The sequence below is a fragment of the Aciduricibacillus chroicocephali genome, assembly GCF_030762805.1.
GTDB lineage: Bacteria > Bacillota > Bacilli > Bacillales > Amphibacillaceae > Aciduricibacillus > Aciduricibacillus chroicocephali.
Genome location: NZ_CP129113.1, coordinates 849,040 through 874,411 on the forward strand (window position 1 = coordinate 849,040; position 25,372 = coordinate 874,411).

The 25,372-nt window shown below is 42.4% G+C and carries 24 protein-coding genes; 18 read left to right on the forward strand and 6 right to left on the reverse strand.

The window, feature by feature from the left end; genetic code table 11:
* Positions 1-13: 13 nt before the first annotated feature.
* Positions 14-1,369 (forward strand): dihydrolipoyl dehydrogenase family protein, encoded by a 1,356-nt coding sequence (locus QR721_RS04440; protein WP_348029252.1) that lies wholly within the window; start codon positions 14-16, stop codon positions 1,367-1,369.
* Positions 1,370-1,411: 42 nt separating this feature from the next.
* Here the strand turns inward: QR721_RS04440 and yidC are convergent, their stop codons facing one another.
* Positions 1,412-2,197 (reverse strand): membrane protein insertase YidC, encoded by a 786-nt coding sequence (gene yidC / locus QR721_RS04445; protein WP_348029253.1) that lies wholly within the window; start codon positions 2,195-2,197, stop codon positions 1,412-1,414.
* Positions 2,103-2,519 (reverse strand): hypothetical protein, encoded by a 417-nt coding sequence (locus QR721_RS04450; protein ID WP_348029254.1) that lies wholly within the window; start codon positions 2,517-2,519, stop codon positions 2,103-2,105. The genes yidC and QR721_RS04450 overlap by 95 nt, the downstream gene beginning before the upstream one ends.
* 294 nt (positions 2,520-2,813) lie before the next feature.
* Between QR721_RS04450 and QR721_RS04455 the strand changes: the two genes are divergently transcribed.
* From QR721_RS04455 to QR721_RS04525, 15 genes are all read left to right on the forward strand, one after another.
* A complete protein-coding gene (locus tag QR721_RS04455; protein ID WP_348029255.1) occupies positions 2,814-3,227 on the forward strand; it encodes a spore coat protein in 414 nt (137 codons plus the stop codon).
* A gap of 87 nt (positions 3,228-3,314) precedes the next feature.
* Complete coding sequence (locus QR721_RS04460) at positions 3,315-3,881, forward strand: SLOG family protein (protein WP_431189515.1); 567 nt, start codon at positions 3,315-3,317, stop codon at positions 3,879-3,881.
* A gap of 84 nt (positions 3,882-3,965) precedes the next feature.
* The gene (locus tag QR721_RS04465; protein ID WP_348029257.1) at positions 3,966-4,088 is read left to right on the forward strand and encodes a hypothetical protein; all 123 of its coding nucleotides are present in this window, start codon (positions 3,966-3,968) and stop codon (positions 4,086-4,088) included.
* A 70-nt stretch (positions 4,089-4,158) separates the two neighbouring features.
* Complete coding sequence (locus QR721_RS04470) at positions 4,159-4,665, forward strand: DNA-deoxyinosine glycosylase (protein ID WP_348029258.1); 507 nt, start codon at positions 4,159-4,161, stop codon at positions 4,663-4,665.
* Positions 4,666-4,758: 93 nt separating this feature from the next.
* On the forward strand, positions 4,759-5,259 hold the full coding sequence (locus tag QR721_RS04475; RefSeq protein ID WP_348029259.1) for a con-10 family general stress protein: 501 nt from the start codon (positions 4,759-4,761) through the stop codon (positions 5,257-5,259).
* A 288-nt stretch (positions 5,260-5,547) separates the two neighbouring features.
* Positions 5,548-7,785 carry a YhgE/Pip domain-containing protein gene (locus tag QR721_RS04480; RefSeq protein WP_348029260.1) on the forward strand — a complete coding sequence of 746 codons (2,238 nt, stop codon included), beginning with the start codon at positions 5,548-5,550 and terminating at the stop codon, positions 7,783-7,785.
* A 470-nt stretch (positions 7,786-8,255) separates the two neighbouring features.
* The gene (gene queG / locus QR721_RS04485; protein WP_348029261.1) at positions 8,256-9,410 is read left to right on the forward strand and encodes a tRNA epoxyqueuosine(34) reductase QueG; all 1,155 of its coding nucleotides are present in this window, start codon (positions 8,256-8,258) and stop codon (positions 9,408-9,410) included.
* Positions 9,400-9,903: a methylated-DNA--[protein]-cysteine S-methyltransferase gene (locus QR721_RS04490; protein WP_348029262.1), complete on the forward strand. Its 504-nt coding sequence runs from the start codon at positions 9,400-9,402 to the stop codon at positions 9,901-9,903. The genes queG and QR721_RS04490 overlap by 11 nt, the downstream gene beginning before the upstream one ends.
* 45 nt (positions 9,904-9,948) lie before the next feature.
* Positions 9,949-10,800, forward strand: a complete 852-nt coding sequence (locus QR721_RS04495; protein ID WP_348029263.1) for an amidase domain-containing protein — start codon at positions 9,949-9,951, stop codon at positions 10,798-10,800.
* 49 nt (positions 10,801-10,849) lie between these two features.
* Positions 10,850-11,323, forward strand: coding sequence for a tRNA (cytidine(34)-2'-O)-methyltransferase (locus tag QR721_RS04500; protein ID WP_348029264.1), 474 nt, complete (start codon positions 10,850-10,852; stop codon positions 11,321-11,323).
* A 412-nt stretch (positions 11,324-11,735) separates the two neighbouring features.
* A complete protein-coding gene (locus tag QR721_RS04505; RefSeq protein WP_348029265.1) occupies positions 11,736-14,585 on the forward strand; it encodes a 2-oxoglutarate dehydrogenase E1 component in 2,850 nt (949 codons plus the stop codon).
* Positions 14,582-15,886, forward strand: a complete 1,305-nt coding sequence (gene odhB, locus QR721_RS04510; RefSeq protein ID WP_348029266.1) for a 2-oxoglutarate dehydrogenase complex dihydrolipoyllysine-residue succinyltransferase — start codon at positions 14,582-14,584, stop codon at positions 15,884-15,886. Before QR721_RS04505 ends, odhB begins: the two co-directional genes overlap by 4 nt.
* A gap of 206 nt (positions 15,887-16,092) precedes the next feature.
* A complete protein-coding gene (locus QR721_RS04515; RefSeq protein WP_348029267.1) occupies positions 16,093-17,385 on the forward strand; it encodes an NCS2 family permease in 1,293 nt (430 codons plus the stop codon).
* A gap of 224 nt (positions 17,386-17,609) precedes the next feature.
* Positions 17,610-19,082, forward strand: a complete 1,473-nt coding sequence (locus tag QR721_RS04520) for an FAD-binding oxidoreductase (protein ID WP_348029268.1) — start codon at positions 17,610-17,612, stop codon at positions 19,080-19,082.
* Positions 19,083-19,093: 11 nt separating this feature from the next.
* Positions 19,094-19,597, forward strand: a complete 504-nt coding sequence (locus tag QR721_RS04525; RefSeq protein WP_348029269.1) for a hypothetical protein — start codon at positions 19,094-19,096, stop codon at positions 19,595-19,597.
* A 78-nt stretch (positions 19,598-19,675) separates the two neighbouring features.
* Here QR721_RS04525 and QR721_RS04530 read toward each other — a convergent pair whose 3' ends face one another.
* Positions 19,676-21,043 (reverse strand): MATE family efflux transporter, encoded by a 1,368-nt coding sequence (locus tag QR721_RS04530; RefSeq protein ID WP_348029270.1) that lies wholly within the window; start codon positions 21,041-21,043, stop codon positions 19,676-19,678.
* 120 nt (positions 21,044-21,163) lie between these two features.
* On the opposite strand from QR721_RS04530, the gene murG reads away from it, so the two are divergent.
* Positions 21,164-22,234: an undecaprenyldiphospho-muramoylpentapeptide beta-N-acetylglucosaminyltransferase gene (murG, locus tag QR721_RS04535; RefSeq protein ID WP_348029271.1), complete on the forward strand. Its 1,071-nt coding sequence runs from the start codon at positions 21,164-21,166 to the stop codon at positions 22,232-22,234.
* Between the two features lie 39 nt (positions 22,235-22,273).
* Here murG and QR721_RS04540 read toward each other — a convergent pair whose 3' ends face one another.
* From QR721_RS04540 to QR721_RS04550, 3 genes are all read right to left on the reverse strand, one after another.
* Complete coding sequence (locus QR721_RS04540) at positions 22,274-22,702, reverse strand: MarR family winged helix-turn-helix transcriptional regulator (RefSeq protein WP_348029272.1); 429 nt, start codon at positions 22,700-22,702, stop codon at positions 22,274-22,276.
* 151 nt (positions 22,703-22,853) lie between these two features.
* Positions 22,854-23,414 (reverse strand): beta-class carbonic anhydrase, encoded by a 561-nt coding sequence (locus QR721_RS04545; protein WP_348029780.1) that lies wholly within the window; start codon positions 23,412-23,414, stop codon positions 22,854-22,856.
* Between the two features lie 63 nt (positions 23,415-23,477).
* The gene (locus QR721_RS04550) at positions 23,478-24,515 is read right to left on the reverse strand and encodes a hypothetical protein (RefSeq protein ID WP_348029273.1); all 1,038 of its coding nucleotides are present in this window, start codon (positions 24,513-24,515) and stop codon (positions 23,478-23,480) included.
* A gap of 118 nt (positions 24,516-24,633) precedes the next feature.
* On the opposite strand from QR721_RS04550, the gene QR721_RS04555 reads away from it, so the two are divergent.
* Positions 24,634-25,320 (forward strand): hypothetical protein, encoded by a 687-nt coding sequence (locus QR721_RS04555; RefSeq protein WP_348029274.1) that lies wholly within the window; start codon positions 24,634-24,636, stop codon positions 25,318-25,320.
* Positions 25,321-25,372 lie beyond the last annotated feature (52 nt).

The following is a 25,372-nucleotide window of genomic DNA, read 5'->3' on the forward strand; positions in this document are numbered from 1 at the left end:
GGGAGAACAGGAATTGACTGAACGCTATGACGCAATCATTATCGGATCGGGACCAGCGGGCTCTCAGGCTGCGGCTGAGCTTGGCAGAAGGAATTGGAAAGTTGCCATAATTGAAGAGGACGGATTTGGTGGCACATGCCCGCTCAGAGGTTGTAATCCGAAGAAAATCATGGCAGCTGTTACCGAATTCGTAACAAAAAATGCACAACTTCAAGGGGCAGGGCTCGTGTCTGATACTCGCATAGATTGGAAAGAGCTCATCCAATATAAGCGAAAGTTCATTGAGCCTGTTCCAAAGGCGAAAGAGAAATCGTTAAGGCAACAAGGAGTAGAAACGATACATGGAAAAGCTTCCTTCGTTAACGATAAGACGATCAGGGTCGCTGGAAGAGAGCTTATGAGTGAGAAAATCCTGATTGCCACCGGTGCAAAACCAGCGAAACTTCCAATAGATGGATTGGAGCATCTTGCTACTAGCGACGACTTCCTTGAGCTTGAAACATTGCCGAAGAGGCTTATTTTTATTGGAGGCGGTTATATCTCCTTCGAATTCGCTCATATCGCTGCACGCAGTGGTGCTGATGTAACCATATTACAACGTGGAGATAGGGTGTTGGAAGGGTTTGAACATGACTTTGTTGATATCCTTGTAAAGGAATCTGAGAAAATCGGCATCCGTGTTGAATGTGGCCAATCCGCCAAAAGAGTGGAAAAGGTTGATGGTGGATATAAGGTGATCACTGAAACAGGTGATACTGAAGCTGAATGGGAAGGCGACCTCGTTATTGCTGCTGCAGGTCGCAGTCCGAATATTGATGAATTGAACCTTGAAGATGCTAAAGTGAAATATGATAAGAGCGGCATCATTGTTAATCCTTTCATGCAGAGTACTACAAATCCGTACGTCTATTCAGCGGGAGATGTAGCTTCCACAGGGGCACCTCAGCTTACTCCGATTGCAGGATATGATGCGAGCGTTGTTATTGAAAACTGGATTCGCGGTAATGAGCGGAAGACCGTTTATCAAGATATTCCGTCCGTTGTTTTCACTTATCCTGCTCTAGGAGAAGTGGGCATGTCTGTCGCAGAAGCAAAAGAAAAAGGATCTCGAGTTAAAATAAATGAATATGATTTGAGCAATTGGTTCAGTTATAAGATTGTGAACGATCAGGCGGCTCGAGCTAAGGTGATCATTAACCGTGCTACGGGAGAAATTCTCGGTGCACATATCATTAGCGGCGAAGCCGACCAGCTAATCAATATGTTTGCGCTCTGCATCCAACTGAAAATTAAAGCAGAAGATATTCGCAAAGTCATCTATGCATTTCCTTCACCCGGAAGCGACATGCAAAGTCTCACAGCTGAATAAGAAAGCAAAAATGAGAAGACCGCTTCATGCGGTCTTCTCATTTTACTCTGCATAATACTTTTTCTTGACGACAATCGTCTGAATCACAAGGAACAGACCTCCTGTTGCCCAGTAAAGCGGTAAGGCTGCCGGGGCGTTCAAGGAGATGACACCAATCATGATTGGGGAGATGAGTCCCATGACAGCCATCTGTTTCTTCTGTGTTTCATCCATGCCGATCAGAGAAACACGGTACTGAAGGAAATAGATGATAACCGCAATGATCATCATAATTATATCCGTGTGTCCAAGGCTGAACCACAGGAAGGGGTGCTTGGCAATCTCAGGTGTGCGGATGATCGCATAATAGAAACCGAGTAGCACCGGCATCTGGATCAGCAAAGGAAGACAGCCGGCAACGCCTGCGAGTGGATTCATATTATGTTTCTTATAAATCTCCATCATTTCTGCTTGTTGTTTTTGCTGTGATTCCGGATCTCGTTTATTCGCATACTTCTTCTTAAGCTCATCTAGTTCAGGCTTAAGCAAGTCCATCTTCGCTTTCATATCAAGACTCGACTTTGTCTGTTTCACCATGAATGGCATCAGGATCAGGCGAATCACAACCGTAATGGAGATGATTGAAAGACCGTAACTTCCTCCAAAAATTGATGCGATTTTCTTAATTAGTAGTGAAAACGGATAGACGAAATAATGTTCAAAGAATGTAAGCGAACCGGGATCGAGTGGAGCTCTAGACGGACCACATCCGGCAAGAATGGCAATTAGCAGAACGGCTAGCAAGATAAGTTTGTATTGTTTCGAAAAAGTGAATGCAGGTTTTTTCATTTTCTTCCTCCTCATTGACTGTTTGTCTGTACTGCTGTTTGAGGAAGAAAGAAGGCTCACTATCGTCATCCGGTCCATCTGTCCGCTTCATTTTGAGGACAATCCACCCGTGAAGGGCTTCAATGCTTGGGAATACATAATCATCTCTGTTCATCATAGCTTCATGAGTATGGATTGAGCGCCAGTAGTCATTATTGCTATGGAGTGCCAGTTTACCGAATCGGAGTTGGAACAATTGGCAAGAGCAATATACAGTTATGAACATTCCGATGTACAAATAAAGCGGGTGGGAGTCTGCCAGCATTTCCAGAAGAAGATCCACTCTGCATTCACCTCCTTTTTCTAAGTCTTATCATTATAACATGTCAAGATGCCAAACGATAAAAAAGCAGATAGAATTCCCTTGTCTGCCTTTGCTAAAACAAGTTCGTGATCATCTTAACCAATTGAACTTTTTAAAGTTGTTGGATTTGCGTTACCTTCAGTTGATACAGTGTTGCACCGATTCTGTCGCAAGCGCGGAGATTTTCCTAAAGAAATGGGTCATTGTCTGATACAAGGTATTCTGCTGAGCCATAGTCTGTAGTGTAGTAAATAACAGAAAGGGGCGTTTCATATGAGCTATGGCAGAAGAAACCGATGGATGGGTGGCCACTGTGGCTGCGGTCCGAAAAGAATCGTTCACCCGACTAAACATGAAGTAGTAAACTGCTGCACAGAGGAAATGGTAGAGCATATTCATCCAATCCATACAACGGTATGCAATCACCACATTATAAAGAATCAACATGTTTTCCCGCATACTGTCTCTCAGGAGCAGTCTGTTGAAGAAGTGAACATGACGGCTCCAGTGGGACCTGGCATGATGGGTCCTGGTATGGTTGATCCTGGCATGATGGGTCCGGGCATGGGTGGACCTGGCATGATGGGTCCAGGCATGGGTGGACCTGGTATGGTGGGACCTGGCATGATGGGTCCTGGACATGATGGTTGGGGCAAGAAATGTTGCTCTAAAAAGAAATGGTGCTAATAAATTGGGGGTGGGCTGGCGTTGGCCGGCCCACTTTGTTTTGGAAATCATTCTTGTTACAATATAGTGAGGAAAAGAGGTGTGCCATTGCTGAAGAAGATTGCAGTGAGTGGTTACAAATCGTATGAGCTTGGTATATTTCAAGAAAACGATATTAAAGTTGGTTTCATCAAATCCGCACTTAAGAAACGTCTCCTTCAGCTTATTGAAGAGGGACTGGAATGGGTCTTGCTCTCCGGACAGCTCGGAGTCGAACTTTGGGCAGCACAGTCTGTACAAGAACTTCAGGCAGATGGATGGAATATCCAACTTGGCGTCATTCCACCTTTTGAAAACCAGGAGAGTCGGTGGTCTGACGAAATGAAGATGATTTATGAAGAAGTATGTGCCGTTGCAGACTTTTGCCAGCCACTGTATAAAGGTGAATACAAAGGTCCATATCAATTCAAGGCACGAGACAAGTGGCTCATCGACAAGACAGACGGCTGCCTATTGCTTCTCGATGAGGAAAACCCAGCAAGCGTGCGCTTTTTTCATGAAGAGGCGAAGAAAACCCGGTCACGGAAAAATTACGAGATCATGCTAATTACTCCATTTGATCTTGATGAAATTGTCCAGGAAATACAGATGAATGATCCGGACTTTTGGACGTAAGCAGTACATAGGGGACCGTTTGAATCGTTCTGTTTTGGGTAAGTTAAAGGTAAAGACGACTTACGAAAGAACGGAGGCATCATCATGAGTAAACGTAAATGGATCAAGAAGGCAATTAAATACGGACCAATCGTATATGCGGCATATAAGAAATATAAAAATAAAAAGAATGGGCAAGGAGCAGGAAAAACAAGTAGACATTCCTAACTAGACAGGCAGGCGGTCAAGCTCATGAGCTGACCCGCCTGCCTGTTTGCTTTCAAAAAAGGAGATAGATATGGATAAAACAAGGATACTCAGTCTGCCGCCTGTCCTGCCTGAAAAACCGAGAGTACTCATTCTCGGGTCAATTCCAGGGGTACAGTCACTGACGAAACAGCAATATTACGGAAATCCGCGTAATCATTTTTGGACCATCATGTCAGCGATCTTTAATGACCAGCTGCCTGAAAACTATGAAACCAGACTTAACTGGATTAAAGAAAAACAAATTGCTCTATGGGATACAATCGGCTCATGCACACGTCCTGGAAGTCTCGACTCGAATATACGTGATGAGCAGCCGAATGCGATTCCAGAACTGATCGAGCAATATCCGACAATCGAAAGGATTCTGTGCAATGGGGGTAAGTCGTGGTCTGTTTTTCAAAAACACTTTGGAAAGTCTCTCGGCAGCATAATTGAAGTAAGGAAGCTTCCTTCGACGAGTCCTGTACCTGGAAGATATACGAAGACATTGGAAGAGAAAATAATTATATGGAAGGATGCAGTACTTGAAAGTTAATTTTTTTGCCAAGCAAGTTTATGAAATTGTGAGGGTGGTATATCTATCTATGTAACGCTAACCATACAAAATACCGAGAGGAGAATATACGTAATGGCTAAAAGCAATAACAAGAACAATAAAAAGATGAGCTTGGAAGAAGCAGGACGCATGGGTGGAGAAAAGACAGCAAAAACTCATGACAAGGACTTCTATCGCGAAATTGGTCAAAAGGGTGGCGAAGCGACTGCCAACAATCACGATAAAGACTTCTACCGTGAAATCGGCCAAAAGGGCGGAGAAACAACAGCGAACAATCATGATAAGGACTTCTACCGCGAGATCGGCCAAAAAGGCGGCGAAGCAACAGCAGAAAATCACGACAAGGACTTCTATCGCGAGATTGGCCAAAAAGGCGGAGAGTCAACAGCAGAGAATCATGACAAAGAGTTCTACCGCGAGATCGGTCAAAAGGGCGGAGAGTCAACTTCAGGAAATCATGATAAGGACTTCTACCGTGAAATCGGCCAAAAAGGCGGAGAGTCCCGCAGTCGCAACGATGACAGCAACAATAGCAGAAGCAGCAAATCCCGTCGCAGCAAATCAGATAAATAAAAAAATAATTCCTGAAATAAATCAGGAATTGTCCAGAAATCGAAGAGAGGAAGAGCTTTCCTCTCTTTTTGCTTGTTTTCATTATAATTCTTTGTATGATGTAATGCAATATTTGTGATTTTAAATGTGTATTTTTTAGTAAATGTTAAATGATAAGTGTAGAGAATCCCCCAATTTGGTGTTAGAATTGTTAACATCATAAAAATGGCGGAGAACGCCGTCATTTTTTTACGAGAAAAATGAATGGTCATTCATTTTTTAAATAAACAGATAGGCGGTTGGAAAATAATGAAGAATATTGGACGGATTTATGGCCGCGACATGAAGAACATTGCCACAAACTGGGTCGTGCTCGTACTGATTAGCGGCTTGGTCATTCTGCCATCTCTATATGCGTGGTTCAATATTAAGGCTTCGTGGGATCCTTATGGTCAAACAGAACATATCCCAATTGGTGTAGTCAATGCGGATAAGGGAGCAACTGTAAGAGGGGAGAAAATCCACGGCGGGGATGAAATTGTAAAAGCTCTAAAAGCGAATAAATCGATGGGCTGGAAATTTACAGATCGCAAAACTGCGATGGAAAAAGTGAAGTATGGGGATTATTTTGCAGTCATTGTCATTCCAGAAGACTTTTCGAAAAATCTTGGGAGTGTGTTGGATGAGAAACCGACAAAAGGGAAGATCGAATACTATGTCAATGAGAAGCTCAATGCAATAGCACCTAAAATCACAAGCAAGGGTGCCTCTGTAATTGTGGACCAGGTGAGCAGCAAGTTCATTGGGACAGCAAACGGGGCAATCTTTGACGTTTTCAATTCACTTGGCGTTGAATTGAAGAAGGATAAACCAGATATCGAACGGTTTGAGAATTACATCTTTAAAATTGAAAAAGATCTACCAGAAATTCATAAAATGCTTTCTGGAGCTACAAATGATGCAGCAAATGCGAACGAACTTGTAAGAAATGCAAAAGGACAAATACCGAAAGCGAAGGAAACTGTCCAAAATGGGCTTGAGATCACAGATGATGCTATGAGCTACCTTAATAAAGCAGAAGCTCAGCTTAATGAAATCTCGCCAAATGTGAAAAAAGATTTGAAAACAGCTAAAGACATTACAGACAAGACAAATAGTTCTATCAAGGAAGCGCGGAATATGCAATTTGATTTCAGTAAAGGCCAGGAACTAGCCACCCAGCTGAATAAAGACGCAAACGCTTCTCTTAAAAAAATAGGCGAAATTGAGAATGCTATTGCCAATCTTGAAGCTCAGGCTGACAAGATTGGTCAAGCAGCAGGAACAACTACGGACGAAGAAGGAAATGAAAAGCCGAACGCAGATATAGAAGAACAAGTGAAAAAACAGAAGCAAGTTCTTCAGGATGCAAAAGACAGACTTGAAACACTTAAAGGGGCTATAGGAGAGACACAGGACAACGCTACTAAAGTACGTAGCTTTGCTGAAGATAAGAAGAAAGAAGTCGATCGTACACTCAAGCAGCTACAAGACAAAACAGCGGCGACTTCTGTCCAAATAGATGCCTTCCTTAAGGAATATGAGAATAATATTGAGCCTACTGTTCTTGCTCAAATCAGCAAGACGAGAGATACATTACAAAGTGCTCGCGAAATGCTTTCCGATGTAAAAGATGCAATTCCAGCTGTTGAGAAAATCCTTAATAATACAGAGGCTAATCTCAATACAGGCTCTGACAAGCTAAATGATGTAATGGGCCAGTATCCTTATGTGAGCGAAAAGATTCGCCAAGTAGCGGATAGAATTCGCAGTATTCAGGGAGAGACGGATCTGAATGATATCATTCAACTTCTTCTCAATAACCCTGAAGCAGAGAAAGGTTTCTTTGAACAACCGGTCAAACTTGATGAGCATAAGCTTTATCCGATTGAGAACTATGGAACAGGCATGACGCCATTCTATACAACACTTGCAATTTGGGTAGGCTGTCTACTTCTTATTTCATTAGTTGTGGCGGAAGTACACAGTGAAGAAAGAAAATTCACGAAAACAGAGGAGTATTTCGGCAGAGGGCTCACCTTCTTAACAATCGGACTTATACAGAGCCTAATTGTGACACTCGGGGACATATTCATCATTAATGTTCATATTCACAATCCGGTCTGGTTTGTAATTTTTGGATTGTTCATCGGACTGATCTTCATGATGATGGTATACACGCTCGTATCCATTTTCGGAAATGTCGGGAAAGCAATGGCAATCATTGCATTGGTGTTGCAAGTAGCCGGTTCGGGCGGGACATATCCTGTCGTACTATTGCCGACATTCTTCCAGAAAATCAATCCATTCTTGCCGTTTACCTATGGGGTTGATTTGCTGCGGGAAGCGGTAGGTGGCATCGTTTGGGAAAGAGTTCAACATGATGTAATGATGCTTGCCGTATTCGGAATTCTGTTCCTAATACTAGGTGTGTTGTTGAAGGAACCGATTAACAAAAATACTGATAAAATCCAGGAGAAAGCAAGAGAATCCGGATTATTCCATTAAAATGGGAAGGAAGGTATGGCATTTTGCCGTTCCTTCCTCTTTTTTTGTAGAAAATCCTGTTTTGCTGTTGAAATTCAATAAAATATTATTTACAATAAGTATCAGATGGCAAGTTCAGTTGTGAGCAAGCTTGCTAGCCGCAACGAACCGCACTTGTACATATCTTTTCGCAACGCAGTATCTCGTAACTTGATTTACGAGGTGCTGCGTTTAATTTATATGTACCTTAATAATGAGCTTACCGTTTCTTTTATAAAAGGAGTAGGTTCTTATGATATTCATGTTATTTCTGTCCTAAGAAAACAAAAGATATGAGAAGTTATTTTGATAATAGAGGGTAGAAAATCAATATGTGTAGAATTAGTGTGGATTATGCCGAAGGGAGAGCTTATAGAAAAGCATAGCGCTGCTCTTTCCTTCAATTTCTATCTTAATCAAAAAAACTTTTTATATAGAAGGTTTGATTTCCTATGAATATAGAAGATTTAAAGGCGGAAATTATCGCCTACAGCAAAGAAATTGGCATTGACAAAATCGGCTTTACGACCGCCGATCCTTTCGTGGAACTTAAAGAAAGACTGCGTCGTCAGCAAGAGCTTGGCTACCAGTCAGGTTTTGAAAAAGGGACAATTGAGGAGCGGACGGAGCCACGGCTACTGTTCCCTGATGCGCAATCCATTATTTCAATTGCTGTTGCCTACCCTGCAAAAATGGAAAATGCTCCTAAAAGCACACGTGGAGATAGACGTGGTGTCTTCTGCCGAGCCTCCTGGGGAATCGACTACCATGATGCCCTTAAAGAAAGACTCTCGAAGCTCTCCGATTTTATTAAGAGTAAGGAAACAGAATTTACAGGCAAACTGATGGTTGATACAGGTGAGCTTGTTGATAAAGCAGTTGCCGAGCGTGCGGGCATCGGTTTTGGCGGGAAAAATACTTTGCTCATCACACCGGAATTCGGCTCCTACGTCTACCTTGGAGAGCTCATTACGAATATTCCATTTACACCTGACGAACCTCTTGAAGACAGCTGTGGTGATTGTACTATTTGTATCGATGTCTGTCCAACAGGGGCCATCGTTCAGGGAGGTCAGCTCGATTCCAAGCGTTGCATCGCATTCCTCACTCAGGTAAAAGATTTTGTTCCTGAAGAATTCCGAGATAAAATCGGCAACAGACTCTATGGATGCGATACATGTCAGGCTGTTTGTCCGCGTAATCGGCATGTCGACTTTCATTTGCACGCAGATCTTGAGCCTGAGCCTGAAATCGTCAAGCCACAGCTAAAACCGATCCTAAAAATGTCCAATAGGCAATTCAAGGAAACTTATGGTCACATGGCTGGTTCCTGGAGAGGAAAGAAACCGATACAACGAAATGCCATCATTGCACTTGGTGTATACAAAGACAATACTGCAATTGATGAACTTATTGAGATTCTTGTAAATGATCCGCGTCCAGTTATGCGGGGAACGGCAGCATGGTCTCTTGGGAAAATTGGTACAGACGCAGCTCTCATAGCAATTAGCGAGGCTAAAGAAAGAGAGGCAGATGATCAAGTACTTTATGAAATTGATCTTGCTTTGAATAAGCTTGAAGGAGGGGCTGCATCCAATGCACGTTGAATATGGTGAAATCCAATCTCCATTCGGACTGATGACAGGTGCCATGGCTGAAGGAAAGGTTGTTTGGCTTGATTACGGTCATAGCGAGCAGCATATTTCAGATATGAAGAAGAGACTTGGGCGCCACGCAGACATCACTGAATTTCGCAAAAACGATTGTGCAATTAAACCCTTGAGAGACTGGGTGAATTGCTATTTTAAAGGTGAAGAAACGAAGAAGCCTCCTGTGCTCCTTATCGGTACAGCGTTTCAAGTCAGTGTTTGGGAAGCTCTTTTGGAAGTTGAATATGGTTGTTTGAAATCATATAAGGAAATAGCAGAACGTATTGGGAATCCAAAGGCAGTCCGAGCAGTTGGCCAGGCAGTCAACAGGAACCCGATTTCTATTTTAGTACCTTGCCATTGCATAATCGGTACAAATGGCAGTTTGACCGGTTACAATGGTGGCCTGGACAAGAAGACCTATTTGCTTGAGCTTGAGAAAAAGTCATGAAGCATTATCTCCTCCAATAGAGTTGCATATGGAGGGGATTTTTTTATGGAAGAGATCAGAACATATTGGACAGATTTGTTTGCCGGCTACACGAAAGAAGATTGGCTTGAAAGAAAAAAAGAACTTTTCAGCAGAAGGCAGGCCGAAATTTTAAAAATTTCTGGAAGAGGCCATGTTTATGAAATCATGCAGAGAGATGGAGAGGATCATGGTTCTTACAACTTGCATTTGTCCTATTTTATTAGACAAGGCGACTGCTTTTATATAGAAGAACAGCTGCTTCCAATGCAATTTACTTTAAAGGGTGGCAAACTATCCAAGCACGAGGAAGCTGATAAGGGTTCAATTGAAACATTTACACCGCCACCGGCTCCTTTTGAGCGTAAAGATGGATTAAGAGCTCCTGAACAGCCGTATAACAGGTTAGCTGCTGTTCAGTACGCGGAAAGATGGTGGAATGATTTCAACCCGCAATATCACAGATTTCATAATGACGATTGCACTAATTATATTTCGCAATGTCTGTTTGCTGGCGGCGCCAAAATGTGGGGAAGTCCCAATCGTTCGCGCGGCTGGTGGTATAGCGGGAAAAGCTGGAGCTATAGTTGGGCGGTCGCCCATTCATTCAGATGGTATCTCTCGGGTACATATCAAGGTCTTAAAACGAAAGAGGTGGAATCTCCACAAGAACTCGTGCCAGGGGACATTATCTGTTATGACTTTCAAGGGAATGGGAAGTTCGACCATAACACAATTGTCGTAAACAAGGATGCAGAGGGAATGCCCCTTGTGAACGCACACACAAACAACAGCCGGAACAGATACTGGGCTTATCAAGATTCGGCAGCGTGGACGCCCAACTGCCAATATAAATTTTTCCACATTTTAAGTGTCTGATATAATAAAAGAAGTATGAAATCTTGATGAATGACAGGAGAATACAAAGATGGGCCTTCACGTAGCATTGTATCAGCCGGAAATTCCGCCAAACACAGGCAATATCGCAAGAACATGTCTTGGAACTGGCACGTCTCTGCACCTTATTCATCCGCTCGGCTTCAAAATCGATGACAAGACATTGCGCCGGGCGGGATTGGATTATTGGAAGCATGTCGATGTGCATGAGCATGAATCGTTTGAAGCATTGCATTCCAGCTGGCCAAACGCAGAATTCTATTATATTGAGAACTATGGTACTTCCTATTTGACTGATGTAGATTTCAACAGGCCAGACAGAGACATTTTTCTCGTTTTGGGCAAAGAAACGACCGGTATTCCACATGAACTGCTGGTCGGGAAGGAAGATAGATGTTTGCGTATTCATATGAATGACCAAATCCGCTCACTCAACCTTTCCAATGCTTGTGCCATTGCCATATATGAAGTGTTGAGACAACAAGGTTTTCCTAATTTGAAGTGATACGAAAAGACCCTTCCATGAAGAACATTCATGGAAGGGTCTTTTCATCAGATTACTGTTTGCGCGGCATGCCTGGCTTCGCATCATAGCCCGATGTGAAGCAGGAAATAAGGAAAGTGATCATGACGCCGATAAGTAGTGCAAGCTTCATGCAATATACCTCCTTGTCTGCGGCCTGTATCTGCCTTGAGACAGAGTGGCTGCAAGCTGAAACGGATTAATTTCATTATGGACAATATGTAGATATAAATCAATCTTTTCTGGAAATTCAGAGGACAAGTTTGTTTTCGCCCATTTGGGGAAAATCGATAGCAATACGTAATTTCTTGTACATAGTTATAAGTATAAACGCAGGAAAATGACAGCGCTTGCATGGGAGTGCCAGGTTGCTGTCAGCAGGGGGGATGGCGACATGGATTTTACGGAAAAACGCCAGGCGTTCTGGGGACAGTTCAGCCAACTGAACAGAGGTTATCTTGAGGAACAATATGAACACTATGAAGAAAATCCTAAAAATGTAGAAAAATCAATACGCCAGCTTTTTGATAAATGGGGGCCACCAGAATGGTTTGATCAGGAGGAATTATCTGAGGTAACGGCTGAAAGAGCGCCTACTGTACAGAAAGTCAAAAAGTTAACTGCAGTTATTGAATTAATAGAAGCCATTAGACGCTATGGACATTTGGAAGCGGAAATTTATCCGATTGATTTTTCCAAGGCCGGACACTCACCGTTAATTGATCCTAAAACATATGGGCTGACAAAGGAAGACTTGCGGAATATGCCGATATCATGGCTACGGGACAAGTATCCAAAAGAACTTCAGAATGGCGAGGACCTTATTCAGTATTTACGCAAATGCTACACAGGGAAAATCTCTTTTGAATACGATCATGTGAACAATGATCTGGAGCGCCGCTGGCTGCTGGAACATATTGAGTCGAAGCGGCTTAAAGTTCAGCTCACGGACGAGGAGAAGAAGAAGCTCCTGAAAAGGCTTGAAGACGTGGAGGGATTTGAAAGTTTCCTGCAACGTACTTTCGTTGGGCAGAAACGCTTTTCAATCGAAGGGCTTGAAATGATGGTTCCCGTTCTCGATCATATCATTAAGCTGTCTATTGAGGATAAAATCGAGAACATTTTGATGGGGATGGCACATCGGGGAAGGCTCAGTGTTCTCGCTCATGTATTGAAGAAACCGATTGATAAAATCTTTTCCGAATTCAACAAAGGACCGAATCGGGAATTGCTCCCAGCTGAAGGTACAGCAACAATCAATTATGGTTGGAGCGGAGATGTAAAGTACCATTATGGAGCTCAGAGCGATGTGAAAGAGGGGGCAGGCAAGACTAGTCTCACGCTTGCCCATAACCCTTCCCATCTTGAATTCGTCAATCCTGTCGTCCAGGGAGCGACTCGGGCAAAGCAGGATAACAGACAGCGCTCAGGCATACCATATCAAGAAATGGAAAAAGGCTTTAGTGTGCTGATCCATGGTGATGCAGCTTTCATAGGAGAAGGAATTGTAGCTGAAACACTTAACCTTAGCGGGCTTGCTGGATATCGCACAGGAGGAACTGTCCATATCATCGCTAATAATAGAATTGGTTATACGACTGCAGAAAAAGACGGACGTTCCACCCGGTATGCGAGTGATCTGGCTAAAGGTTTTGAAATCCCGATTATTCATGTGAACGCGGATGATCCACTTGCTTGCATATCGGCTGCTGCTCTCGCATTCAAATATCGACGGACTTTCGAGAAAGATATCTTAATCGATCTTGTCGGCTATAGACGGTACGGCCATAACGAAATTGATGAACCGCGTACAACACAACCGCAACTGTATGCCAAAATCGACAAGCATCCGACAGTTGCCACATTGTTCTCACGCCAACTGATTGAAAAAGGTATTTTATCGGAAGAAGGTTTCAATAACATGCAAGCTGAGCGCAATACAGGCTTAAGAAAGCTGTATGATTCCATGAAAGAGAACAATACGGAAGATCAAGAAATCGGTCCAATTCCGCCCGCGCTTGCTAAGGAGCTTGGCCGCTTCAAAACAGAGGTGCCTTTGGATAAGCTTAAAAAACTAAACGACCAACTTGCCGAGCGTCCAGAAGGCTTCATGGCATTTCGTAAGCTGGAGAAAATTCTTGCCCGACGCAAAGGGATGCTTGAGTCTGGAGGTAAAGTTGATTGGGGAGCTGCTGAAGCACTTGCCTTCGCTTCCATTCTCTCTGACGGGACACCGATTCGCCTAACTGGTCAAGATACAGAGCGAGGCACATTCGCGCATAGACATATGGTATTACATGATGTAGAAACAGAGGATACGTACTGCCTCATGCATGGCATCAAAGACGCCAAAGCTTCATTTGATATTCATAACAGTCCACTATCCGAGGCAGGAGTGCTCGGGTTTGAGTACGGATACAGTGTGCATGCTCCTGAGACTCTCGTAATCTGGGAAGCGCAATTCGGAGATTTTGCTAACGCTGCTCAAGTGATTTTTGACCAGTTCATTACATCAAGCCGGGCAAAATGGGCAGAGAAATCCGGACTTGTCATGCTCCTTCCACACGGTTATGAAGGGCAGGGGCCGGAACATTCCAGTGCGAGACTTGAACGATATCTGCAGGGAGCGGCTGAGAATAATCTGATCGTTGCAAATGTGACATCAAGTGCACAATATTTCCATCTTCTTAGGCGCCAGGCATTACTTTGCGGAAAGGAAGAAGTCCGTCCTCTCATCGTTATGACGCCAAAAAGTCTTCTCCGCAATCCAATTGTCGCTTCAGATCCGGAAGAGTTCTCGGAAAAGACATTTGAATTGGTAAAGCCAGGTTACCAGCGCAAAACTTCTCGTAAAGAGGCAAAGCGCTTGTTGCTTGGCAGCGGGAAAATCATGATTGAAATAGAAGAAAAGATGAAGAAGACAGATGATGACTTCTCCTGGCTTGAAGTGTTGCGCCTAGAGCAATTTTATCCTTTCCCGGAACGGACATTAGGGAGACATCTCGCAGAAATGCCCAATATCGAGGAAATTGTTTGGGTACAAGAAGAACCGCGCAATATGGGGGCGTGGGATTTCGTAGATGACTATCTTAATAACTTGCTCCGACCAGGACAGATGCTGCGCTACCTTGGCAGGCCAAAGCGTTCTTCTCCGGCAGTCGGTGAACCGAATTTGCATCGGAATGGCCAGACACAGATCATTGAGGCGGCAATCAGCCGTGAGAAAAGGAGTGTGTTCCTATGAGTAGCAAAGATATTATAGTGCCCCAGCTAGCTGAATCTATTACTGAGGGTACAATTGTAAAATGGCTCGTTAAAGAGGGAGAAGAAGTCGAGAAAGACAATCCAATTGTTGAACTTGAAACAGATAAAGTGAACGTGGAAATTAACACAGATTACACCGGTGTCCTTGAAAAAATCATTGCCGGTCCAGGAACTGATGTAGTGGTAGGTGAAACAATTGCCCGTATAACGGAGGGTTCCCCAGTACATGATTCCCAACAAAATGAGAAGGAAGAAATAATAGAGGTCGACAACACAGATCATCAGGAGGAATTAACTGAATCCATTTCGAGGAAAGATGAGCCGGATTCAGAATCTGCTTTGCTTAATGTTCCGGCGACCCCCTCAGCACGCAAATACGCCCGCGAGCATGGTCTTAGCCTGAATGAGCTCGACAGGAAGCTTGTTGAGTCCTATGGCAGGATTGGAAGGAGGGAAGCAGAACTGATAGGTTCTTTAAAGAATGGAGAGAAAGAACAGTCGAATGGTTTTAAGAACGGTGGCAACAAAACGGGAGACACTGAAGTGGAAGAAACCCCGTTGCAAAATACGAATTCAGAGCGTCCAACCGAAAGAAGAAAGATGTCTCGTCGCCGCATGACAATTGCCAAAAGGCTTGTTGAAGCCCAACAAGAGGCTGCAATGCTAACTACGTTTAATGAAGTAGATATGACAAATGTTATGAAACTGCGTAAAGAAAGAAAAGAGAAGTTCAAGGAGAAACACGGTGTGAAACTTGGTTTCATGTCTTTCTTCACGAAAGCCGTCGTTGCGGCTCTAAAAGACTTCCCATTGCTCAATGCAGAGATTGAGGGGAACGAACTCATAATTAAGAATTATTTTGATATCGGTATTGCTGTAGCTACAGATGATGGTTTGGTCGTACCAGTTGTCCGAAATGCTGATAAACTTGATTTTGCGGGTATCGAACGGAAGATCGGAGAGCTCAGTGAACGTGCGCGCAACAATGAATTGGAGATAGCGGACTTGCAGGGGGGCAGCTTTACGATAACAAACGGTGGTGTATTCGGTTCACTGCTATCTACACCTATTCTAAATGCTCCGCAAGTTGGAATACTAGGAATGCATACGATACAAAAACGACCAGTAGCCATGCCTGATGATACAATTGAGATTCGGCCAATGATGTATTTGGCTGTTTCATATGATCATCGAATAGTGGATGGCAAGGAAGCGGTTCAGTTCCTTGTCCGTATTAAACAATTACTCGAAGATCCATATGACTTGCTTCTTGAAGGATAATAGAACGACCTGCCGACATACGATCGGCAGGTCCTTTTTTGTCTTTTTCCGAACATTATTCATCTACGTTAAGGGAAAACTAATAAACGAAAGCATATTTACAATTTTATTAATCGAAATTTATGTAAAATACTGTTGCAAAATGTCTAAAAAGCGAATATTATTATCAATGTGTTTTTAAAACATTCGGAAAGCAAGGTGTCCTCATGGATCGATTTTTCAAATTAAAAGATAATAATACATCTGTTCGGACTGAGCTGACTGCTGGTCTGACTACATTTCTGACAATGGTTTATATCGTTGTCATCAACCCGTCTGTTTTGCAAGGAGCGGGTGTACCATTCAATCAGGTGTTCATGGCAACAGTCATTTCCGCCATTATTGGTACATTAATTATGGGGCTCTTTGCTAATTATCCAATCGCGATAGCTCCAGGTATGGGAATGAATGCATATTTCGCAAGTGTTGTAGCTTCACACGGTGTTTCCTATCAGGTTGTTTTCGGTACTGTATTCATTGCCGGTCTCATTTTTATTCTGCTAAGTTTGACACATTTACGCGAAACGCTTATCAGTGCGATACCGCCTTCTTTGAAGTATGGCATTACATCAGGAATTGGTCTGTTCATCGCTTTTCTTGGTCTTAAGCAATCGGGCATTATCGTTCCGAATAAGGCGACAATGGTCGGGTTCGGTGACTTCGGTGAACCGGTTACGATGCTTACGCTAATTGGTCTATTTATTACGTTGATTCTACTCGTATGGAATTTGCGTGGTGCTCTTTTCATCGGCATGATTATTACAGGGATCATTGGTTATTTCATGGGTCTAATTGATTTTCATCATAAGTTTGTCTCTGCACCACCGACTCCAGTATTTTTTGATATTGACATTGCTGGCGTATTCTCACATAGCCTGTATACAGTCGTTTTCGCATTCCTGCTTGTCACGATCTTCGATACAACAGGGACAATGATTGGTGTCGCTGAGAAAGCTGGCTTCATCAAAGACGGCAAATTGCCACGTGCGAAAGCAGCTTTGCTTGCTGATGCCACAGCAACAACAGTCGGCTCTGTATTCGGCACAAGCCCTTCATCAGCATATGTTGAATCTACTTCAGGTGTTGCTGCAGGTGGCCGAACAGGTCTTACATCTGTTACTGTGGCAGCATTGTTCGCAATCTCGATCTTCTTCACTCCTGTAATCGGTGCAATTTCGAGCTTGCCGGCAATTACTTCACCAGTACTCATCATCGTTGGTTGCTTCATGATGGAGGGACTTGCAAAAATTGCCTGGACGAAATTTGATGAAGCGTTCCCGGCATTTGCAATTCTCATGGCAATGCCGCTTACTTCAAGCATTGCTACTGGTATTTCAATAGGATTCATCACATATCCGCTGCTTAAGCTTGTTGGCGGTAAAGGTAAAGAAGTTCATTGGCTTCTATACGTGTTCGGTGTTATCTTCGTATTACAGATGATTTTCTTCCCGGCACATTAAATTTTTGAGGAAAGGGTTATTCCCCAAGTCTGGAAAGAGACTTGGGGAATAACCCTTTTTTTAATGGAACTTTGTGTGTATCACTAACCCTTTAAGATTAGAAAATTTAATAAACATTTAATTATGTCTAGGAAAAATTGGTTTTTAAATATATCTTTACCTATTTGTTTGTATAATGGAATCATCATTATTTAAAATAGAAGCTTCATGGTAAAGGAGTTACTATGCAAAAAATAAAAGATTTATTTAAAAAAACATGGTTTCTAGGATGCCTTGTCATAATTTTTGCGACCAGCGTTTTATGGAATATCCCGATTGAGAAGAGAAAATATGGACTTTCTGAAAGCAGTTTGGTAACAGACTATACAGGACTTCTCCCCGAACGAGTTGTGAGAGTAGTCAAAGCTGCAGATCGCCAAGAATTACAAAAGATTGCCAAACAAGCAAATGAAAGTGGTCAACGAATTTCAGTTGCTGGATTGCAACACTCACAAGGTGGCCATACGTATTATAAAGATGGTGTTGTTCTAGATATGCGGACATACAACAGGATATTGGAAATTAATGAATTGCAAAAAACCGTTCGTGTCGAAGCAGGAGCGACTTGGGAAGATGTTCAGGATGCGATATTGCCTTATGGTTTAGCTTTAAAGGTGACTCAATCGCAATCGATTTTCACGATAGGCGGCTCCCTCTCTGTAAATGGTCATGGCAGAGATATTCGATTTGGACCCATGGCGGGAACGGTTAAAGAAATGACGTTACTGACCCCCACAGGAGAAATAAAGAGATTAACCAGCAGAGGAGATTCAGAGGAGTGGATGAAGTACGTATTGGGTGGTTATGGATTATTCGGTGTGATTTTGGATGTGACATTGGAATTGACGGATAATGATATATACACCATTCATACAGAAAAGTTAAAAACAGAGGAATACGAGTCCTACTTCAATAATTTAATGAAGGATGATAATGCGGCTATGCATTACGCTAGGGTTAGTGTGGCACCAAGTTCCTTTTTAGACGAAATGTATGTAATTGATTACAATCATACTGGTAAACAAGATCGTTCAACCTCACTTAAAGGTGAGCAAGGTGTACGGTTATCCAAACTTGCACTCGATTTGGGACGACATGGGGGAGGAATGGAAGACCTCTTTTGGAGAGCCCAGAAAAAATATATTGCATCAATTGATAAAAAGGAAATTACTCGAAATAATGCGATGCGGTCGGAATCAACTTTCATGGAATTTACGAAGCCTGGGCGGGTAGAAGTACTGCAGGAGTATTTTGTACCGGTCCATTCATATGAGGAATATATAAAGGATTTAAAAAAATTGCTTTCAGCTGATGACAAAAATGATGATTTTAAAGTACATAATATTACAGTTCGATATGCGGCCAAAGACAATTTGACGAGTTTGAATTATGCCAAAGAAGATATGTTGGGTCTGGTCGTCTTGATTCAGCACGGTTTAAAAGAAAAAGAGATTGCTGAGGCGACTGCTATAATCCGGGATTGGACCGATCTAACCCTTAAATACGACGGAACTTATTACTTGCCTTATTACCGTTATCAGACAAAGGAACAATTCAAGGCATCATATCCTGATTGGGAAAAATTCCGTACAGAAAAATTAAAAAGAGATTCAAATGAGGTTTTTCAAAACTTGTTTTACGACCATTACATTAAATGAGGGAGCACAGCATGAGTTATAAACAATACATACCCCTTGTTGTAACGGTGGGACAGGTCGCTATTTTTCCATATTATATAATTTGGTTAAAAGGAGTATCTTTGACTTTTAGCTTGTTCGCTTGGTTCTTTGCTGCGTTCTCTTTTTCCGCTGCTTGGGGTTACCAAATGTATCAGTCAAAAAAAGATAAAAACAATATTCATATCTCTTTTATATACATTGGAATGGGGATTGTATATATAATTACTGGTTTTATTAAGACTACGTTTGAAAATCTGCCTTATATCGTTCTTCTGTTGCAAATCATCTTAGGTGTGCTGCAAGGTTACTTTCGCGCTTGGCACTCTGGACAGAAAGCCTATTATTTACAAGTTGTTCACCATTACTTAATTGTCGGTTTTATGATGATCGGCTTATCTTTTGTCAAAGTAATATCTCCAGCTGTTTTTATCGCTGTTTTTGGATTTTTACTTTGTGGTTGCGGTTTTTTGAGTTTAGTCAAAAAAACTAGCTAGTCTAGATTTTGCCACTAGTTACGTTATGACAAACGAGCGGCTTGTTGACATCAATTTAGAATAGAAAAAGCAGGGAATCTATCCGTGTTGGATTCCCTGCTTTTTTTGTGCCTTTTTTTGAACGAAATAAAGTCTCGCATAGAGCAGAGTGGTACCGATGGCTAGCCCAATGATGAGTCCGATCCAATAACCGAATGGACCCAAAGTTGTATAATGAGCACTGAGCCAACCGACAGGAAGTCCGATGATCCAAAATGAAAGAATGGCCATCAAGAAAGCTGCATTAACATCCTTGTAACCTCGTAATATACCTTGCAAAGGCGCTCCAAAGGCATCGGCAAGTTGCAGTAAAATGGCATAAAGTAGAAAATGAGACGTAAGCGCGACTACTTTTGTATCACTGTTGTAAAGCATTGCTACATCGTCACTTGCAAACAGAAGAACGAGTCCGAGAACAACTGCAATCAGTACACCGCTGAACAGTCCGATACGTCCATATACTTTAGCATCATGAAACCTTTTACGCCCAACTTCATAGCCGACTGCGATGGTGAGAGCCATCCCGACACTTAACGGAATCATATAGAGAAGTGAATAGAAATTCATTGCTGCCTGATGGGCTGCAATTGTGGTTGTACTGTATACAGACATGAGAATTGTCACACCCGAGAAGATGCTTGTTTCAATGAAAATCGCAAATCCAATCGGTACACCAATCTTGAATTGTTCGAGCCAATCAGCAAAAACGGGCCTTCTCCAATTCCAAAAAATCATATATTGTCTGAATGGCTGCATCATACTGACAATGAGAACGGCAATGATGCATATAATCCAGTAAGTGATCGCTGTTGCAATTCCGGCACCGACACCTCCAAAGGCTGGTACACCAAGTTTGCCGAAGATAAAAATGTAGTTAAAGAAGATGTTAAGAGGCAGAGCAATCAGGATAATAAACATCGAAACCCTTGTTTGTCCAAGAGCATCAACGAAGCTGCGAATGGTATTGAATACGAATAGCGGTATGACTCCTGTCAGCAAGGCAAGAACATAATGCTTAGCGATCACTTTGACTTGATGATCAAGGTCCATCAAATCAAGCACTGGTCCAAGTAAGAACAGGGCACCTGCAATGATGACAATAGCTAGAAATAATGCGATGTATATTGCCTGCTTTACTTTATCTGAAACAGTTTTATGTTCTTCAGCTCCGAGCAAATGAGAGACAATCGGTGTGATTGCAAGCAGGACACCATTTATACCAGTAAAGACTGGGACCCAGATACTTGAGCCGATAGCTACACCGGCAAGGTCTTCAGTTCCAACACGTCCGGACATCAGTGTATCGAATACGTTCATGAGATACATGCTGACCTGCGTGATGAGAATGGGGACGACAATGGTGAGAAAAAGTTTGATCTTGTCCCGCAGCCGTGCTGTTTCATACATATAAATCTTCCTTTTTTATAGTTTTTCGCTTAGGATGTAAGAGATGGATTTTATGAAAAAAGTGAATAAAAGCATTATAGCGCTTCTAAAGGCATTAAGGAAGAAAGGACGTCATCACTAGTGAAGAGGAAACGTATTTTATTTACTGGCGGCGGTACAGCTGGCCATGTAATTGTCAATCTGGCGCTCATTCCGGTTTTTCAGGAAAAGGGCTGGGAAATAGATTATATCGGGTCCAAGAATGGTATTGAAAAGGACCTCGTCCAACAACTTGAAGGTGTGACATACCATGCAGTCTCTACAGGGAAACTGAGACGATACATGTCAAAAGAGAACTTAAAAGACCCTTTCAAGGTACTGAAAGGCACGATGCAGTCTTGTAACATTATTCGAAAGCGCAAGCCATCGGTCATTTTTTCAAAAGGTGGTTTCGTTTCAGTCCCTGTCATGATTGCCTCAAAGTTACTGCGAGTGCCTGCTGTCATCCATGAATCGGACTATACACCAGGACTTGCGAATAAAATTGCCATCCCGTTTTCCAGAAAAGTGCTAGCTACATTTGAAGAAACATTGCGTTATCTTCCTGAGAAGAAAGCAGAGTATGTTGGAGCTGTCATCAGAAAGGAACTTTTCTCTGGAGAGAAGGCAAAAGGACTTGCATTTGCAGGACTTGAAGGGAAGCGACCGGTTCTCCTAGTGATGGGAGGAAGTGGCGGATCTGAAAAAATCAACAGTGCAATTCGAGAAGGGCTTGACCGTCTGCTTGAGACATATGAAATTATTCATATTTGCGGTAAAGGCAAAATGGCTCCGGAATTTGATTGTCCGGGCTATCGTCAGTTCGAGTATGTCCAAGATGAGTTGAAAGATATCTTCGCTGCGACAGACTATGTTCTTTCGCGTGCAGGTTCAAATGCAATTTTCGAATTCCTCGCTTTGCGCATTCCGATGCTGCTCGTTCCACTCGGACTTAATGCCAGTCGCGGTGATCAAATTGTTAATGCGAAATCTTTTGCAGAAAAGCGATATGCCCGTGTGCTGGATGAAGATCAACTTACGACAGAGACGCTTGCCGAAGAATTGGAACAGCTGAAGGAGTACGGGCCGATCATGGTCGACCAAATGCGCCAGACAAACGCTTCCGATTCGTTACAAAAAGTTGTTTCCATCATTGAAAATACGAGTAAATGAAAAACGTATGCCCTCATTTTTACACGGGGGCATACGTTTTTACTTTTGCAAAAGTGCTGCAAGTTTTTCGAGCTGTGAGACAAAGAGAAGAATTTCATCTTGGTGGCAAGTCGTCAGCTTTTCTTCTATTAGGTCAATGATTCTCCGTTCAATCTTACGGATAAGTGCTGAGCCTTGTTCAGTGGCTACAAGATAAATTGTTCTTTTATCTTTGGCGTTGCCTGTCTTCATGATCAATCCCAAGTTTTCCAGGCGATTGATCTGAGCTGTGATTGTGCTCTTGCCAACCTCGAAATTCCCTGCAATCTCCGTATTGGTCGTCTGCCTTTGGTGGACGATATACTGAAGCGTAAAAAACAGTTCTCTCTTTATTTCCGGGTGTGCTGTTTCTCTGATAATCCGATTGATGTTGCTGCCGATTGTGCGCATCGCTGCTTGATAACGCTCGGCAACTTTTGTGAAGTCCACGTATTGATCCCCCTCGGATAAATAGACAACTTCCTTGAAACTGCTCACATTATAGCATAAAACATTCCAAAAAGTAGCAAAACATTGTAAGAAAAAGGCAGCCTGCAAATCTTATTGCAGATTTGCAGGCTGCGTGCCTTAATTGGACCGATTATTTCGCATCTCTTGTTACAACGTCAACTTTTCCTGTTTCCGGATCAATTACAAGGCCATGAACCTTGACGTTCTTAGGAAGCAACGGATGGTTGCGAAGAATAGATACACTCTGTTCAACAGATTGTTCAACTGTTTCGAAGCCGTGGAACTCATCTTCAAAATCAATTCCTGAATGCTGAAGCGCGTCAATTGTTTCTTGCGGAATACCACGCTCAACCATTGTCTTTTCCAATGCAGGTACATCCATTTTTGACATGCCACAATCATGGTGTCCGATTACAGCAACTTCATCAGCCTGCAAGTTGTAGACTGCAACGAGGATACTCTTTACAATGCTGTCAAATGGCTTGCGGATAATCGCACCAGCATTTTTAACCATTTTTACGTCGCCGTTCTGGATGTTCAGTGCACGCTGAAGTAGTTCGACAAGACGGGATTCCATGCAAGTGAAGACGACCATCTTTTTATTCGGAATGCTGTCAGTTTTATAAGGCTCATATTGCTTTCCTTCTACGAATTCTTTGTTGTAATCAAGCATCTCTTGTAAGTGCATTATTCATTCCTCCAACTGTTATGTTTAATTTCATGTAATTACTATAACAGTTTTCTATCTAGTTGACTAGGAAGAAGGCTCGGCTTTTTGTTTTTTTTGTCTTTTTTTCTGAAATACGCTAAGTAAAGCGATTGAGAACTCGATGATTAGGAAGATGATTACGATGCTACCCCAAACTGTCAACAACTGTTCCAACAATGATATAACAGAGACTGGTACAGTATTTGGAAGGCGAACTAGCAAATGGTGTGTAAGCAAGTAGAACATGCCGAATGTGAAGTTTCTGGCCCATTGTGACATATCAAAAATGAACAAGCCTTTTACCATTCCAAACAGGCTTATTCGCTGGAATGCACGTGCGATTTCGAAACATTCAACAAGAATAAGCATGAACAAAGCGGCGAGCCAACAGTAAAGAATGGCAGCGAAAGGAAACAGGCCGGATACCGCCATAGCAACTCCGCTAATGGATAGGGCTCCGTGTATAATACAATTTGTATTTTTCCAATCAGTTGAGAGCTTCCAGTCTTGCCATTTACTATATCTCATAATTAGTAGAACGATTCCGGCTATATAAAAGGTAAAACCGATAAAAATCCAACTATACAAAGTCCAGTCTGGCATATGGACAAAAGCAGCGTGACTCATAATAATGGCAGATTGTGTGGCAACAGCAGCGAGCAGGATCATGCCGTGAGCATCTTTTCCTTTTAAGGTGAATAATCTAAATAAGTTCATTGCTGCAATAATCGTAAAAACAGTCCAGCAAAAAATATTGACAACTGCAGTAATCTGAATAAGCGGATGCAACCCGGAATAATATTTAAGCGCAACATTACAAAGGACAGATACAGCAGCAATCCACGTACCGATAGCGAAAAAGTTGATTGGTGGTCCTTTAAGAAGGTTATGGCGGAATTCTTTGGTGAGCATTTGTAGAATCAGCAAGCTATACATGTACATCCAAAGAAGAATGACAAAAGCAGCGACCCATGGTCCAGCATCTTTATCTAGGCAAGGAAATTGTTCAATAGAGCCTACGAGAAAGATACCGATTGCCATAATTGCTGCAGGAGCTGCTGGGGCAATATGCAGTTTCTTCATATAATTACTTCCCTCCATGATGCAATCATTTTAAGTATACCATGCTCCTGAATAGTCCTCATTTGGTGGAGAAGGACAGGGGGAAGTAAGAATAGAATATAGAATGGAGGTACGCAATATGCTCGCATTGGTATCAGAACTACTTAAATGTAATATCGAGGGCAGGGACGGAGAAATCGGGAAAGTGAAAGATATTTATATTGATAATCAGCAGTGGACAATCAGGTATGTGCTCGCGGATACATGGAAAACACTTCCTGGTCGCAGGGTAGTGCTATCTCCATCCAGTTTCGAATCTCTGGATCTGAAAAGCATGTTGCTGAATATTAATCTGGATAAAGGGATAGTGAGGGAAAGTCCGAATTTCACTGAGAAGTCGGTGCTAACTTTTGAAACAGAAGAGAAATTGGCAAATTATTACGGTTGGCCAAAGTATTGGGAAGATGTTATAGTCTCCGAAACGGACGGACAGCTACAGACTCCTCTCCAATCCAATCAATTCGGAAAAATGCATAGCTTGCATCCGGAATCTGAAATGACTCATTTCAGGGTACATGCTGCGGACGGGAGACTAGGTAAAATTGTTGATATGATATTCGATGTTGACAAGTGGACAGTCCAATCATTTGTCATCAAATTAAAATATCAGTCAGAAACAGGTCTTGTACTTTTATCTGCTTACGAAATTGCTTCTATTGAATGGGTTGAGGGAGATATGTATGTAGGTGAAACACTGGAAGGGCTAAAAGGTCGACCAATTTATCGAAATGAAAAAGAATTACATGAATATTTGCCGAATTTATGACTGCCATGTTTCCGGGCAGTCTGTTTTTATCTATATTACACAGTTTTATGTC